Source organism: Psychroserpens luteus (assembly GCF_015319355.1).
Classification (GTDB): Bacteria; Bacteroidota; Bacteroidia; order Flavobacteriales; family Flavobacteriaceae; genus Psychroserpens; species Psychroserpens luteus.
Window position 1 is genome coordinate 84203 of record NZ_JADILU010000004.1, and the last position, 14635, is coordinate 98837.

General features: G+C 29.5%; 16 protein-coding genes, 2 tRNA genes and 1 pseudogene. 5 read left to right on the forward strand and 14 right to left on the reverse strand.

Going from position 1 to position 14635, the window contains the following annotated elements; translation table 11 throughout:
* Positions 1-58: 58 nt before the first annotated feature.
* Genes IM744_RS10220 through IM744_RS10230 form a run of 3 tightly spaced genes read right to left on the reverse strand, consistent with a single transcriptional unit; the run spans position 59 to position 981 of the window.
* Positions 59-259, reverse strand: coding sequence for a hypothetical protein (locus IM744_RS10220; protein WP_194508046.1), 201 nt, complete (start codon positions 257-259; stop codon positions 59-61).
* A 2-nt stretch (positions 260-261) separates the two neighbouring features.
* The gene (locus tag IM744_RS10225; protein ID WP_194508047.1) at positions 262-612 is read right to left on the reverse strand and encodes a phage holin family protein; all 351 of its coding nucleotides are present in this window, start codon (positions 610-612) and stop codon (positions 262-264) included.
* A gap of 3 nt (positions 613-615) precedes the next feature.
* Positions 616-981, reverse strand: coding sequence for a YtxH domain-containing protein (locus IM744_RS10230; protein ID WP_194508048.1), 366 nt, complete (start codon positions 979-981; stop codon positions 616-618).
* A 173-nt stretch (positions 982-1154) separates the two neighbouring features.
* On the opposite strand from IM744_RS10230, the gene IM744_RS10235 reads away from it, so the two are divergent.
* From IM744_RS10235 to IM744_RS10245, 3 genes are all read left to right on the forward strand, one after another.
* Complete coding sequence (locus IM744_RS10235; RefSeq protein WP_194508049.1) at positions 1155-2516, forward strand: NAD-dependent succinate-semialdehyde dehydrogenase; 1362 nt, start codon at positions 1155-1157, stop codon at positions 2514-2516.
* Positions 2517-2527: 11 nt separating this feature from the next.
* Positions 2528-2680 carry a hypothetical protein gene (locus tag IM744_RS10240; protein WP_194508050.1) on the forward strand — a complete coding sequence of 51 codons (153 nt, stop codon included), beginning with the start codon at positions 2528-2530 and terminating at the stop codon, positions 2678-2680.
* A gap of 76 nt (positions 2681-2756) precedes the next feature.
* On the forward strand, positions 2757-3233 hold the full coding sequence (locus IM744_RS10245) for a hypothetical protein (RefSeq protein ID WP_194508051.1): 477 nt from the start codon (positions 2757-2759) through the stop codon (positions 3231-3233).
* Between the two features lie 179 nt (positions 3234-3412).
* On the opposite strand, the gene IM744_RS10250 is transcribed toward IM744_RS10245, so the two are convergent.
* The 10 genes and pseudogenes from IM744_RS10250 to IM744_RS10290 form a co-directional block, all read right to left on the reverse strand.
* The gene (locus IM744_RS10250) at positions 3413-4096 is read right to left on the reverse strand and encodes a GIN domain-containing protein (RefSeq protein ID WP_194508052.1); all 684 of its coding nucleotides are present in this window, start codon (positions 4094-4096) and stop codon (positions 3413-3415) included.
* Positions 4077-5231 carry a hypothetical protein gene (locus tag IM744_RS10255; protein ID WP_194508053.1) on the reverse strand — a complete coding sequence of 385 codons (1155 nt, stop codon included), beginning with the start codon at positions 5229-5231 and terminating at the stop codon, positions 4077-4079. Before IM744_RS10255 ends, IM744_RS10250 begins: the two co-directional genes overlap by 20 nt.
* On the reverse strand, positions 5231-6319 hold the full coding sequence (locus IM744_RS10260; protein ID WP_194508054.1) for a hypothetical protein: 1089 nt from the start codon (positions 6317-6319) through the stop codon (positions 5231-5233). Before IM744_RS10260 ends, IM744_RS10255 begins: the two co-directional genes overlap by 1 nt.
* A gap of 146 nt (positions 6320-6465) precedes the next feature.
* Positions 6466-6612, reverse strand: a complete 147-nt coding sequence (locus IM744_RS10265; protein WP_194508055.1) for a hypothetical protein — start codon at positions 6610-6612, stop codon at positions 6466-6468.
* Between the two features lie 145 nt (positions 6613-6757).
* Positions 6758-6904 (reverse strand): hypothetical protein, encoded by a 147-nt coding sequence (locus IM744_RS10270; RefSeq protein ID WP_194508056.1) that lies wholly within the window; start codon positions 6902-6904, stop codon positions 6758-6760.
* Between the two features lie 70 nt (positions 6905-6974).
* A complete protein-coding gene (locus IM744_RS10275) occupies positions 6975-8315 on the reverse strand; it encodes a radical SAM/SPASM domain-containing protein (protein ID WP_194508057.1) in 1341 nt (446 codons plus the stop codon).
* 296 nt (positions 8316-8611) lie between these two features.
* Positions 8612-8770 (reverse strand): annotated as a pseudogene (locus tag IM744_RS20660) (IS3 family transposase); the annotation flags it as partial.
* Between the two features lie 89 nt (positions 8771-8859).
* Positions 8860-8934 (reverse strand) — tRNA-Pro (locus IM744_RS10280).
* 36 nt (positions 8935-8970) lie between these two features.
* Positions 8971-9059, reverse strand: a tRNA-Ser gene (locus IM744_RS10285).
* A 95-nt stretch (positions 9060-9154) separates the two neighbouring features.
* The gene (locus tag IM744_RS10290; protein WP_194508058.1) at positions 9155-11200 is read right to left on the reverse strand and encodes an HD family phosphohydrolase; all 2046 of its coding nucleotides are present in this window, start codon (positions 11198-11200) and stop codon (positions 9155-9157) included.
* A gap of 164 nt (positions 11201-11364) precedes the next feature.
* On the opposite strand from IM744_RS10290, the gene IM744_RS10295 reads away from it, so the two are divergent.
* Positions 11365-12543: an acetyl-CoA C-acyltransferase gene (locus IM744_RS10295; protein ID WP_194508059.1), complete on the forward strand. Its 1179-nt coding sequence runs from the start codon at positions 11365-11367 to the stop codon at positions 12541-12543.
* Positions 12544-12552: 9 nt separating this feature from the next.
* The gene (locus IM744_RS10300) at positions 12553-13302 is read left to right on the forward strand and encodes a C40 family peptidase (protein ID WP_194508060.1); all 750 of its coding nucleotides are present in this window, start codon (positions 12553-12555) and stop codon (positions 13300-13302) included.
* A gap of 51 nt (positions 13303-13353) precedes the next feature.
* On the opposite strand, the gene IM744_RS10305 is transcribed toward IM744_RS10300, so the two are convergent.
* Positions 13354-14628, reverse strand: coding sequence for a tetratricopeptide repeat protein (locus IM744_RS10305; protein ID WP_194508061.1), 1275 nt, complete (start codon positions 14626-14628; stop codon positions 13354-13356).
* Between the last annotated feature and the right edge of the window lie 7 nt (positions 14629-14635).

Below are 14635 nucleotides of genomic sequence, written 5' to 3' on the forward strand. Positions count from 1 at the left end.
AAAAAAAGCACAGATTATACAATCTGTGCTTTTTTATTTATTATTTTTTAATGATATCTTATTTGATAATTTTCTTGAGAATCATAAATGAACTAAATTTAGTAGCATACTTGACTACAGTTTGCATCCAATGATAAGGAGCCAAATCATTTTTAATTTCACCTTTAACACCTTTAAGTTCCTCAAGCGCTATCTGTCTTTCTAAGCTTAAACGCTTTAGATTAAAATCTATGTCATCAAATGTTTTATAATTTTTCATATTTACTCTTCAAAAAATTTATCGGCTACAGAACTAATGATTTTAGTATTTATCCTTTCTCTCAAGTAATAAACAATTAGAGAAATGATAAGAAACACAAAACCAACAATTAGATACCCAAGTGGCATATTTTCTAGCGCTTCTCCTAAAGCCATTGCACCTGCTATAGCCATAAAAATAAAACCTAGTGTTAATAGAACTCCAATAACTGCAAATTTTGTAATTAAACTTAAAATCAATGTTAGCTGCTGAAACACTTTTAACTTAAAGTATTCTTTCGAGGCTTTAACATATCGCTCTGCAGTGTCTGTTGCCTTATCTGTAGTTTCGTTTAAAGATTCAAAAACAGTCATTTATTATGAAGTTTTTTGTAGTTTTTTATTCTTAGCCTTTAACTCTGCCAATTTATTTTCTAACGTTGTAATAACGTCATCTGCTTTGTGGCTCGCGTCAGTTACGATACTTTCAACCTTCTCATCTAAAGTTTGCTTTTGAGATTCAACAGTCGTCGCTACTCTATCTCTTAAATCATTAGCACTTGCAGATACTCTTTCTTTTAAATCTACAGCAGTGCTAGCTAATCTTTCTTTTTGTAATAGGGCTTCATCAGCAATTTTCTGTCTTGTATTTACTCCTTTATCTGGCGCAAATAAAACACCTAATGTAGCTCCAATTGCTGTACCTGCTAAAATTCCTATAATTATATTACTTTCTTTTCCCATGATATTAAAATTTATTTGTTAATTGTTTCAATACAAATATCTAACATATCACAAAACTGAGTTGACGCTAATCATATAAATATTGACTTAAACCAAAATTGTATAAACGTCAATACTTTTTTCTTATGAGTTAAGCTGAAATTGGACAACTCACTAATTTTAAAACAAAAATCATGTCAATAATAGAAACCACAAACCCGTACACTAATAATAAGATTAAAAGTTATACTAAGTTTACTTCAGAGAAAGTAAATTTAATGCTTAAAACAGCTGATAACACTTTTAAGGAATGGAAATTAGTTAGTTTAAAAGACAGAGCAAAGCTACTAGACAATGTTGCTAATGTTTTACATGAAAACATTGAATCATACAGTAAATTGATAACTGACGAAATGGGAAAGCCTATTTCTGAAAGCAAAGCTGAAATAGAGAAATGCATCCTACTTTGTGACTTTTATAGAAAAAATGCCGATTTATTACTAGCAGATGAACTTATAAAAACAGAAGCTCAAGAAAGTTTTATAAGTTACGATCCATTAGGTGTCATATTAGCAATAATGCCATGGAACTATCCATTTTGGCAAGTCATGAGATTTGCAATACCAACATTAACATCTGGTAACACAACACTATTAAAACACGCTTCAAATGTAACAGGTTGCTCATTAATCATCGAAGATATTTTCGAAAAATCAGGATATCCAAAGGGGTGTTTTCAAACATTGCTTGTTGATCATAATCAAATTGAAAAAATCATTGAAGATGACATTGTTAAAGCAATCTCACTAACAGGTAGCGAAAAAGCTGGAAGAAAAATTGCAGAGATAGCTGGTAAAAATCTAAAAAAGTCAGTGCTAGAATTAGGAGGAAACAATGCTTGTATTATTCTAGAAGATGCAAATTTAGAAAAATATATGGATACCATAGTCAAATCTAGAATGCAGAATACAGGTCAAAGTTGTATCGCAGCAAAACGATTTATTGTTGTAGAGTCCATTTATGATAAATTTCTTAAAAATTTTACCACTAAAATAAAAGATTTAAAGTCTGGAGATCCATCTAACAAAGACACTAATTTTGGTGTTATGGCAAGACAAGATCTTGCCAACACTTTAAAAGAACAGGTCGAAAAATCTATTAATAAAGGTGCAAATGTTTACTTCGGAAATAAAAAAGAACGAACCTATTATCAACCAACCATTCTCACAAACGTAAAACCAGGAATGCCTGTATTTGATGAAGAGACCTTTGGCCCAGTAGCATCAATAATAAAAGTTAAAGACAAACAAGAAGCATACGATATGGCTTCAAATTCAAAATTTGGACTTGGCACAATGATTTTTACTAATGATATTGAAGATGCAAAAAAACATATTTCAAATATAGAAGACGGATCATTCTTTATTAACGAACTAGTAAAATCTGACCCTAGACTACCTTTTGGAGGCACTAAAGCTTCAGGCTACGGAAGAGAGTTATCTAGAGAAGGCATCTTAGAATTCGTAAATAAAAAAACTATATATATTAATAAATAAAACTATAAATCATGAAATTCATAAAGGAAGAAGAAGAAAAAACAAGAGATTATATTTTACAAAAAGATAGCACAACAAAAGCGACATCAAAATCCATAATAGTTATATTAATTTTACTCGTTCTTGCTGTAATCGCATCAGGAATATATTTTTTAAACAATTAATTTAATTCCACTACAAGTTATTACTCGTGTTTTTTTTGTAAATTTAGTACAATTCACAACTTAAAACCATCTCATTATGAAAGCTTTATTCTTATCATTTATATTTATGTTATTGGTTTTTTCTTGTAAGCAAAATCCCAAAAATGAAATTAATGAAGCAGTAATAGATGTTTCAAATCCTGAAACTATAAATTCATTAGAAGGTGCTTGGGAACTTGTTGGTTATTATAATTACAAAGACAATAAAGTTATTGATTCCTTCAAAACATCCGAAGGATATAGACAAGTAAAAATGTACACACATAATAAAGTAATGTGGAGTAAATATGTCCCTTCTGACTCATCTGAATGGTTTGGTTATGGAAAATACTCCATAAAAGAGTCTGAATTAATTGAAGAACTTGAGTATGGATCTGAAATGATGAGTAGAATTATTCAAGAGAAAAAAGAATTTAAGCATGAACTTATTATAAATGAAGATTTTTTTAGCCAAATAGAAATTGATGAAGATGGTAATAGAATCTATGCAGAAAACTACAAACGAATAGAATAAAGAAAGTTACTATAATCTTTTTATGATTTGAAATTGTAGAAATTTTAAATAATCAAAATATTTAAAAATATAAATTCCTTACAAATTGATAATATTATTTGGAGCATTAATACTATCATACCATCCTAATATTATTATTCATAATTAAGTATATTTACTGTTTTTAATTATAGCAAACCTCAATTCTTTTGTGCATCTTTTTTTGTTTCAAAAGATAAATTTTGAACATCTATATCTCCCATTTCATCAACGTAGGAAATAAAATCAATACACTTACCTTGTAAAACAATATCTCCATTACCTGTTAATTTGGCATTAATTATTTTAGTATCTAAATTAAATAAATTAATATCTCCATTGCCTTCCAATTCTATGCTTAAGTTATTAGCTTTAACTAATTTTTTAGATTCTATATCTCCATTACCTTTAAGAAAAAAATTAATATCTGAAGCTGTTATTAATTCAGTTTTTAAAATTATGTCTCCATTACCTTTTAAAGAAATCATATTAAGATTTTCGCTTAAAGGTATATTAATAATTATGTCACAATAATTATTATTACTTAGAAAACCTTTAGAAGAGCATTTTTCCTCGTAAACACCTTCATCAACAAAAATCTTTAACACACCACCTTCATTTATGACATTAACATAATCAATAATTCTTTCATCAGCTGAAATATCAATGTAATCACTATCGCTATCTATTAAGTTCACAGTTGGACTTCCTACTAATTCAATTCCTTCATAATTAGTGAAATTGATCTTTTTACTAATCTGTTTTACTTTACTTTGGGTATTACACGAAAAAAAGCTAGATAATAAAATAATCAAGATTGTAAATTTAATCGATGGGTTTTTCATTTCTAAAAATTGGTTTTATGAATTTAAATAAAGTTGCTAGCATCACAGATGCTATGATTAAGGATATTAAAAGTTTAAATACAATGCCAAAATCATTTATAATTAAGTCTATAAATCCTTTTTCTTGTAAAGAAGAATAAAATTCATTTATAGATTTTGGTATACTTGGCAAGTATTTATGAATTAAATAAAATACGAAAAGATATTGCCCTATACTATAAATTAACATGGAATAATTTAGTTTTTCTTTCCTCTTTATTAATTCAATAAAATAAGAATATGATTTTTTATTTAAATTAGGAATATTAAAATAATCTGAAATAACCCAATAACCATCATTTCTTACAAAAGGGAATAACGAATATGCCATTACAAACAAATTCGTTTTTATTACTAATAACACTAAATATGTAAAATGGTTATATTCATTAAATAGCAGTACATAAACTAAAAAAAAACAATTGATAATCCCCTGAAAATAAACACCTCCCAAATTGACAATTACTCTTTTATTCTTATTGAGCTTCCAAATTCTGGTAACATTTGAATACAGTACTGGAAAGAAAATATAAAATCCAAAACCAATCTCTTTAGGTCTAATCTTGTAGTGGCTTGATGCAGAGGAATGACCCAATTCATGAAAAATCATTATTGTTAAAATTGCTAAGTAAACAATAACAGTATCAAATAAAGTAACCTCAAAAATGGTATGTTCTTGGTATTTGTTGTTGGTAAAAAAATACAAGAAAACACTCAAAGCCAATACAAATGGAAAAAAAAATTTAAAAAAAGATTTGTCGAAAAAGACACGTAAATACTCTGATAATAGAACGACAGATTTTTCTGGTAATATTTTAATTGCCAAATTAATATAGCTTTTAGATGTCTTTTCTTTGGTAATTATCTTATCTATTTTATCAGATATTAATTGTAGAATCTCGTCATAGTCGTTTAAATTAATTCCATGGTCTCTAATAAATTGATTTTTGTTGTGTATATTACTTTTTATTTCTTGTAAAATTTTATAAAACAATTCACTTACTGAATAATAATTATCATCATAAATTACAATGAAGTTATCATCAATATCACTAAGTTCTAGTTTCTCGATATGTTCTTTAATTACTAAATCCATTATATAAAAACTTCTTTAATTATTAGACTATCTCTAAGGTTATCATTCTTTATAAAATATTGTAGTTCTTTGCCATTTAATACAATTTCTTTTATATACATTTTGTTTATAAATCCATATAGAGCTTCTGATAATTGTATGGTCTCAACATTTATAATATCAAACAAGTAAAAATTTTCTTCACGAATTAAAAAATCATATTTTTTTTGATTGAAAGTATAATTTTTATCTAAAACCAATTTCTCTTTGTCTATTTTTTGTTCGTGATTTGCATAATATTGATGAATAGTGTGCAATGTTTCCCATTGCGTTGGATATTTATTGAATAATGGCTGGAAAATTTCCCATAAATATTGAGTTGCATATATAGCAGATTGATTTTTATCTGACAAATTACTTATTATAGGCTCACAAATTTCAATAATAATTTTGTCTCCTTCAAAATATGTAAAGATTGGTACTAAAGGCATCTGAAAATGACTTGCTAAATGAGGAATACCTCTTCTTGCATATATTTCAACATCGTTTAATTTCACAAGAACCTTATTCTTATTTTCTTTTATGTTATCGGCACCAGCTCCAATGTCTACATAGGAAAAAAAGCTTTTTCCTTCTTTTCTCTTTTTTAGAATATTTGCCATACCAGCTCTAGTGTCACCTACTCCAAAATTTTCATCAGTAAGATCAATGTTGTTGTTTTTTGCTAAGTTTAAGTATTGATCTTTTTTGTTATAAGCTTCTGTGCTTCCTATAAACAAAAAATTTACCTTTTTCTCACATAAAAAGAAAGGCAGAATTATTAATGGCCCTAAATGAAAAGAACAATAAAATGATGGTTCATTTATTTTTAATTTTTCAATTCCTTTTACAACTATATTTTTTCTTATCTCTTTATATTTTTCTGAACTTTGTTGTGAATTGATACTATCATATAAATATTTTTTGTAAAAATCATCATCACTTAAATGACTATTTTCTGTGACTAACTTTCTTTTATTTGCTATTACTTTCAAAAACTGAAGTCTAGTTTTTGAGTCAACAGAAGACCAATCATTTATTTTTGTATTACCATTCGTTAATCCATTCATGAGACTACTTTTAATATTTTTTTTAGGTAAGTGAACTAATCATGTGTTGCACTCACTTCATCATTCAAAATAATTTTAATTGTTATGATAAAACTTTAAGTATAATTAAAAAAGAAGCCCTAGAAAATCACTAGGGCATCCTATGATTATTTAGGCTTGCATTCACCATTAGAACCGCAACAACAACCGTTTGTCGCATCTTCAGCTTCTACAGCTACTAATTGAACCATCTCTAGTCTTTCTTCAAGTTCAATAACATCAAACTCTCTTTTTAAGTTTTCTAACTTATTCATAATAATAAAATTAAATTTATGCCTACTCTTTTGAGGGTTTTCGACTTTCCCCTATTGTTGACCAACAAATTCCTCTTATCAATTTTTAGTAGTAATATTTCAAATAAAACCCCAGACAGATATTAATCTAGGGCTTTGAATTCAATTATGCTGGCTTACAAGTACCATCGGAACCACAGCAACATCCATTAGTTGAATTTTCAGCTTCTAAGCTAATCAACTGAACCATTTCAAGTCTTTCTTCTAGTTCAATTACATCGAACTCTCTTTTCAAACTTTCTAATTTATTCATAATTATTAAATTAAATTTTCGCCTACTCTTTCTAGGTTTTTCGGCATACACCTCTATTAAAAGGTCTCATTTACAATTGTAAATACTTATCTTTATTTTTACTGAATTCTATTAATAATCTATCTTCAATGTTATATTTTATTGGAGGGCATGGAGATATTCCTTCTTTCCATAATTTTGGGCAAGCTCCTCCGCAAATTGGAAGGATTCTACAGTCAGTACATGGTATTTCTCCATTTAGTATATCATCATTCCAAGACGAGTAAGGTCTATTCTTATTTATATATTCCTCATCATTCAATTTACCAACTTTGTATAAATCTTCTTTTTCATATGCAGGCACCTGAGAAATTTCAGTACAATTATATACATCTCCATAAGCATCAAATACTTCAGCATGCTCGTAAAGACTAGTACAAACAATATGGGTTTTAGCACCTGGCAATATTGATAATGGATGCTTTTTCTCTATTAGTTCTAGAAAAGTATCTATTTGAAATTTTGCATATTCTTCATGAGTTAATGATTTTAAATGTGCATCATTTCCCCAAGAATGTATTGGAGCTGTGTAAAAAGAAATTTTATTTAATATATTTTCTTTTTCTAATAAATCAATTAAAGCATAAGTGCTTTCAAAATTTGAAGTATCTACATTACAACGAACTGTTATAGAACAATTAGACTGATCAAATCTTTCATCATTAACTATATTTTTTAAATTATTAAAAATTAATTTAAATGTCTTTTCTTTTAACTTTGTGTGCCTTCTTATGTCGTGATGTTCTTCAGTTCCATCTAAAGTAATTTCAAACTTATTTACTTTGTATTTTTCTACTAAGTCAAAAAATATTTGTTTTTTCAGACTGAGACCATTAGTTACCATTTTTGCAGAATAGCTACAGCTTTTTGTACTGGCTAGGTTCATTAACTCAACAGATAGCTTTCTTATATTTTTTAATCCCATTAGAGGTTCTGCGCCAAACCAACCGATATGTAATTCTTTGTATTCTTTTAAATTTAAATTATTAGAAATTCTTTTTAAAATTTTCAAATTCAAACTTTCATCCAATAAATCTTTGGTATGTACCTGCCCACAATAGTCACACCCTAATTGACAATTCGCAGATGGAGATATAACTTGATATAACATATCCTCATTACTTATAGCTGTTTTGTTTTCTTGTATAATGTGATTGAGCTCATTAAAGTTTTCTTCTACTATTACGTTTAAAGAAATTAATTTTTTCAAGAAGCTTGAATCCATGTCAAAAAAAGAACCAGCTATTAACTTATCATACAATTCTATTTTTAATAATGTCAGAGTAGTAGATACTGTAGAATAAACCAATCTATAATTTTGATTTATTATGGGTTCTGAAAAAACCAGATAATGTGATAGTTTATATTTCATGTTTTTATTCAAACATAGGCATATAAACACTTAAGTGAGTAAGCTTAAAACATAAAAAAAGTAAGGAGCATCCATACTTAAAAAAACCATAAAACCCTGATTTAATGCTAAATAAAATCCTTTTCTTTAGTTTTAAATAGGAGTTCTTTATTATAGAAACTCTCTGTATTAAAAATTTGTTTCAAATGGCACCTCCGTTTTTCTAGAGCAGAAAAAGAATTCCTAAAAGGTCTTCCACAATAGTACCCTACAGAAAGTTCTATAAATATTCTCTAGGATTAAATCAGAAAATACTGTCTTCTAAGGAATTTTAAAACAGTATTTCTGCCTTGTATACTATATACTTTTTGAATCTGTTTGTAAGTGTAGTTAAATTTTTCTACTTCTGTAACTAAGGCTAATTTAAAACCTAAATTGTAATCGCGTTGTTTACTCTTAACAATCTTTTTATCTATGCTTTTTCTAATAAGTTATTTTGTGTCAACTTATTTTAGGGTACGATATGTAAATAAAAAAAGCTGAACATCTGTTCAGCTTTTTTTAGTCGGGGTGGCAGGATTCGAACCTGCGGCCTCCACGTCCCAAACGTGGCGCGATAACCGGGCTACGCTACACCCCGAATTGATTATCTTTTTAATATCACAAATAAAATTTGCGGAGAGACAGGGATTCGAACCCTGGGTACCTATTTCTAAGTACGACGATTTAGCAAACCGTTCCTTTCGGCCACTCAGGCACCTCTCCGGTAAATTATGAACTTAGCATTATATCTCAAATGCGGATGCAAATGTAAGTTTTCATTAACAACAACGCAACAATTTTTTAATTTTTTTTTAAAATTATTCTGGGTATTCAATTCTTAGGTGAAATATGTTCGCCAGCTTAGCTTTTAAGACTTTCTTTATAGACTGTATCTCTTTAAAAGTAATATTAGCGTTCAAAAACTGACCATCTTCCATTTGCTTATCTATAATAGATTCTACAAATTTATCAATCTTAGTAGATGTAGGCTCTTTTAAACTTTTAGATGCTGCTTCTACACTATCACACATCATCAATATAGCTGTTTCTTTACTATATGGTTGTGGTCCTGGATATCTAAAATCTTCTTGCTTAGTTTCCTCGTTTAAATCTTTTTCCTTCCTATAGAAGTAATAAACCAAACTTGTACCATGATGAGTTCTTATAAAATCAATCACTCGATCTGGTAAATTATTTTTCTTAGCAATCTCAATACCATCCAAAACATGGTCAATGATAATTTTAGTACTCTCACGTGGCGACAACTCATCATGAGGATTTATTCCGGTGGCTTGGTTCTCTGTAAAATAAGTTGGATTTTTCATTTTCCCAATATCATGATATAAAGCTCCCACTCTAATTAACATAGCATTTGCTCCAACTTCATTTGCTGACGCTTCTGCTAAATTAGCGACATTGAGCGAATGATGAAATGTTCCTGGTGCCTTATTAGATAATTCTTTTAAAAGCTTTGTATTGGTGTCTGAAAGTTCTAATAAGGATACATCTGAAACCAAACCAAACAGTTTCTCATAAATATAGATAAGTGGCTGAACAAATAATGTAGCAAGTCCACATATTACAAACAAACCAAATGTAGAAGGATCTATGCTTGTTATATTACCTTCTTGTATTACGAAAAAAGCAAAATACGCAATAATGTATATAAGTGTGATTTGACCTACGGAAATAAATAAATTTGCACGTTTATATAATTCGGAAACTGTTAATATAGTGACAATACCAGCTATAATTTGAAGAAACATATACTCATAACTATTAGGCACAATAAAGCCTAACAATAATACTGTGAGTACATGAGCAAATAATCCCAATCGTGCATCAAAAAATGCTTTCAAAACCAATGGTAGAATACATAATGGTACTACATAAACATATTTTGAATTATAATTAATGACTAATGTTGTCAATAGAATCATTAATAAAATATTGAAAAAGATAAAGGTCACTTTAGTGTTATCTAGAAAGACTTCCATTCTATATTTCCGAAGAAATAATAAAAGCATCAATAATGTCAAGGCTACGAGTAAAGAATAGGCGAAAATGATTAAATTATAATTTGAGTCATTCCAAACTTGAGATTCATATTCGGTTTCAAGTGATGTTAAAACATCGTATTTATTGCCTTCTACAATCTCTCCTTTAGAAATAATGAGTGTTCCTTTTTCAATACTACCTCTAACACTTGATATAGCCTCAAGTTTTTCATCTAAAGCATTCTGCGTCAATGATGAGTTAAGTTTTAAATTAGGCTTAATAACATCAAAAAAGAGAGAGACAAATGTTGCATCATATTTGGATAATCCATTAGCACTCAACTCATTTTCAATGATGCTTCTAAATCCATCTAACTTAGTTAGATTAGAGAATTGAGTTTCTCCATCTTGGGTTTGCCCATCTACTAAAATGACGTTTTTACTTTCAGAATATTCGTAGTCTTCATCTAAAACTCCAAATTCATAAATAGAATTGATTGTGGTTTGACCTACTTTAAATAAATTTCGATTTTTATTAATTACACTGTCTGCAAATGACGTTTTAAATTTTTCTGAATAGGCATCTAAAATACTAGATTTTATAGATTTATCAATATCAAAATATACTGCACTTCGATCTGAAGCCTCATTTTTTTCTTGATCAATTTCTTTAGAAGATTTTTTTATTGCAAAATCAAAAGGCGCAAGAAGACTTTCTGATTGCCAAGGTTTTCCTTTATCAAAATCGTATCTAAATTTTCCGCTCTTCGGAAATAAATAAACGATCAAAAAAGTCGTACTTAAAAACAAAAGCACTTTATACAAAAGCGCATGATTACGATACCATTTATTAATTATATCATTCATTTTAAAAAAATTTAAGCACTTCAAATAAATCAAAAACGCTTTTGAACTGAGTGCTTAGACTTTCAAAAGTAAGAAAATATAATAGAACTCATGTAATTGTATCTAAGCCTCTATTTAATTAAAAAATGATTAATTTTGCAATAAGAAAACAAAACAAAATCAAAATGAGTAGAGAGGTCGTTATCGTATCAACTGCAAGAACTCCAATTGGAAGTTTTTTAGGAGCATTATCAACTATTCCTGCACCAAAATTAGGAGCTATAGCAATTAAAGGTGCATTGGATAAAATAAATCTTAAACCAGAATTGGTTGAAGAAGTTTTAATGGGAAATGTTGTACAAGCTGGAACTGGTCAAGCTCCTGCAAGACAGGCAGCAATTTACGCTGGCATTCCTGATACTGTTCCTTGTACTACTATTAATAAAGTTTGTGCTTCAGGTATGAAAGCTGTTATGCAAGCTGCTCAATCTATTGCTCTTGGTGATACAGATATAGTTGTCGCTGGTGGAATGGAAAACATGAGTTTGATTCCACATTATCTTCATGCGAGAACTGGTACTAAATTTGGACCTACAACTTTAGTTGATGGTATGCAAAAAGATGGATTAGTTGATGCTTATGATGAAAATGCAATGGGTGTTTGCGCAGATGATTGTGCAAAAGAATATAAATTTTCTAGAGAAGATCAAGATGCTTATGCAATTCAATCTTATAATCGCTCGTCTGCAGCTTGGGAAGCTGGTAAATTTAATAATGAAGTCGTACCCGTAGAAGTACCTCAGCGTCGTGGAGAGCCAATTATAGTTGTTAAAGATGAAGAATACAGTAATGTAAGAATGGATAAAATCCCTACATTAAGACCTGCATTTACAAAAGATGGTACTGTAACTGCTGCAAATGCATCTACTATAAATGATGGTGCTGGCGCAATGGTTTTAATGAGTAAAGAAAAGGCTGAAGAATTAGGTTTAACTCCTTTAGCTACAATAAAAAGTTATGCTGACGCTGCTCAAGAACCAAAATGGTTTACTACATCACCTTCTAAAGCATTACCAAAAGCTTTGGATAAAGCTGGAATGACTATAAGTGATGTTGATTTTTTTGAATTTAATGAAGCTTTTGCTGTAGTTGGTTTAGCTAATATGAAAATTTTAGGTTTAAACGATAGCAATGTCAATGTAAATGGTGGCGCAGTTTCTTTAGGTCACCCATTAGGTTGTTCTGGAGTAAGAATTATCATTACCTTATTAAGTGTTTTACAACAAAACGATGCCAAAATTGGTGCTGCTACTATTTGCAATGGTGGTGGTGGAGCTTCTGCAATTGTAATAGAACGTAATTAATATATTTTAATGCAATACGGAATTTGTAATCTGAGCATTGTACCTCTTAGAATTGAACCCAGTGATCCAACTGAGCTTGTTTCTCAAGTGCTTTATGGTGAAATCTTCAAAGTGTTAGAACAGCGTAAAGCATGGAGTAAAATTCGATTAGCTTTTGACAAATATGAAGGCTGGATAGACAATAAGCAATATCTAGAAATCACTGAAGAAGATTACAAAAATATAAAAAGTCAAAATCACAAATTATCTTTAGACTTGATTGAATACGTTCAAGATAAAGATAATAAGTTATATACAATTCCTATTGGTTCTTCCTTAAATGGATTAGAATTGTTGGATCATACTTTTGATGGTAGTTATACTACTTTAAAACAAGATAAAGGAAACCTGATAACAACAGCTTTCACCTATCTCAATGCACCATATCTTTGGGGAGGAAAAACTCCTTTTGGTATAGATTGCTCTGGTTTTACACAAATGGTCTATAAATTAAATGGCTATGCTATTTTAAGAGACGCTTCTCAACAAGCTACTCAAGGACAAGCATTAAGTTTTATTGAAGAAAGTGAGCCTGGAGATTTAGCTTTTTTTGATAACCAAGATGGACAAATTGTGCATGTCGGGATTATTATGGAAGACAACTATATTATTCATGCTCATGGAAAAGTAAGAATAGACAGACTAGATCACTCAGGGATTTATAATGTAGATAGACAAATTCACACGCATAAACTAAGGGTCATAAAAAAAATTATATAAAAAAAAGCGATTAGAAATTCTAATCGCTTTTTTTATATCAATTACAGAACTTTAATTTCCTGCTTCAAGTTCTTCAATTTTAGCTTTCATAGCTTTGTACTTATCAGTTTGACCACTACCTCTGTATATATTCATTAAGGTTTGTGCTGCTTGAATATCTTTTGGCTTCAACCTTAGCGTAGTCTCTAGATATGGTATAGCAGACTCAAATATCGTAGTCCTTTTAGCTCTTAATTCATCATAGCGTTTATTATCTGCACTTGAATTTCCAAGAGAATTCATTTCTTCAACTATAGCTCCTTCTTCAGCTAAAATTAAAACAGCCATATTATTATAAGCATCTGTATATGATGGATCTAATGCGATTGCTTTTTCATAGTACTTCATTGCAGCTTCTTTTTCGCCAGCTTCTGCAGCAATAACTCCTAAGTTATATTGTAATTCAGGATTATCAGGATCTTTTAAAGTAGCCTCTTTCATTAATTCTGTAAAACGCTCTTTATTACCCATTTTCAATTGAACATTAGCTTCAGAAATCAATAATCCTAAATCATCAGGATTTTGTTCTCTAGCTAACTTCATTGCTCCAATAGCTTTTTCATTATCACCATTACTTAAGTGAATTAATGCTATATTTTTAACTATCTCTGCAGACTTAGATTCTGTTTTCTTATCTTTTGGTGCTGTATGCGTTCCTGCTCTTACAGATAAGTCTCTTAATGATTTATTATCAAAAGTCTCAACCTCTCCAGACTCATTATTAACAGCATTGTATTCTTTCCCGATACCTGTAAAACCTAGATCTCTAAGTTCTTCATAGTATTTAAGTGACGTATTATAATCTTGACCTGTCACTGCTGTAGATGCAGCATAGTATAAGTATAATGTATCTTTAGGAGACATACGGTAAGCTTTATTAAAACCTGCAGATGATGCAGTGTAATCTTTACTTTGTAAAGCTGCATTAGCTTTAGTTAGAAAGTTATTAAGCATTTGAGACTTTAAGTCATTAATAGTTGAACCATATTTACCTTTAGTAGATCCTTCAACTTTTTGCACCATATTGAAACTTTCAATGGCTTCATCCATATCTGAATTTGAACCTGTACCATTAGCATATAATGCTTGACCCTTTAGGAAATAAAATTTAGCTTTTAATTTGTCATCTGCATTAGTTATTAGTGATTCTGCAGATTGAATTGCTGATTTTGCATCTGCAAAATTACCTGATTTAATTGCCTTCTCAGCTGTTTTAAGCTCGCTCTTTTGTGCAAAAGAAAGCGTACTTACTAACAGTGCGATTGCAACAATAAATTGTTTTTTCATTATTAGT

Excerpts from the sequence above, each read along its gene's own strand:
- IM744_RS10230 (WP_194508048.1), bottom strand. The coding sequence starts at position 981 with ATGGGAAAAGAAAGTAATATAATTATAGGAATTTTAGCAGGTACAGCA.
- IM744_RS10255 (WP_194508053.1), bottom strand. The coding sequence starts at position 5,231 with ATGGATTTAGTAATTAAAGAACATATCGAGAAACTAGAACTTAGTGAT.
- IM744_RS10250 (WP_194508052.1), bottom strand. The coding sequence starts at position 4,096 with ATGAAAAACCCATCGATTAAATTTACAATCTTGATTATTTTATTATCT.
- IM744_RS10295 (WP_194508059.1), top strand. The coding sequence starts at position 11,365 with ATGAGTAGAGAGGTCGTTATCGTATCAACTGCAAGAACTCCAATTGGA.
- IM744_RS10225 (WP_194508047.1), bottom strand. The coding sequence starts at position 612 with ATGACTGTTTTTGAATCTTTAAACGAAACTACAGATAAGGCAACAGAC.
- IM744_RS10220 (WP_194508046.1), bottom strand. The coding sequence starts at position 259 with ATGAAAAATTATAAAACATTTGATGACATAGATTTTAATCTAAAGCGT.
- IM744_RS10275 (WP_194508057.1), bottom strand. The coding sequence starts at position 8,315 with ATGAAATATAAACTATCACATTATCTGGTTTTTTCAGAACCCATAATA.
- IM744_RS10290 (WP_194508058.1), bottom strand. The coding sequence starts at position 11,200 with ATGAATGATATAATTAATAAATGGTATCGTAATCATGCGCTTTTGTAT.
- IM744_RS10270 (WP_194508056.1), bottom strand. The coding sequence starts at position 6,904 with ATGAATAAATTAGAAAGTTTGAAAAGAGAGTTCGATGTAATTGAACTA.
- IM744_RS10260 (WP_194508054.1), bottom strand. The coding sequence starts at position 6,319 with ATGAATGGATTAACGAATGGTAATACAAAAATAAATGATTGGTCTTCT.
- IM744_RS10235 (WP_194508049.1), top strand. The coding sequence starts at position 1,155 with ATGTCAATAATAGAAACCACAAACCCGTACACTAATAATAAGATTAAA.
- IM744_RS10240 (WP_194508050.1), top strand. The coding sequence starts at position 2,528 with ATGAAATTCATAAAGGAAGAAGAAGAAAAAACAAGAGATTATATTTTA.
- IM744_RS10265 (WP_194508055.1), bottom strand. The coding sequence starts at position 6,612 with ATGAATAAGTTAGAAAACTTAAAAAGAGAGTTTGATGTTATTGAACTT.
- IM744_RS10245 (WP_194508051.1), top strand. The coding sequence starts at position 2,757 with ATGAAAGCTTTATTCTTATCATTTATATTTATGTTATTGGTTTTTTCT.
- IM744_RS10305 (WP_194508061.1), bottom strand. The coding sequence starts at position 14,628 with ATGAAAAAACAATTTATTGTTGCAATCGCACTGTTAGTAAGTACGCTT.
- IM744_RS10300 (WP_194508060.1), top strand. The coding sequence starts at position 12,553 with ATGCAATACGGAATTTGTAATCTGAGCATTGTACCTCTTAGAATTGAA.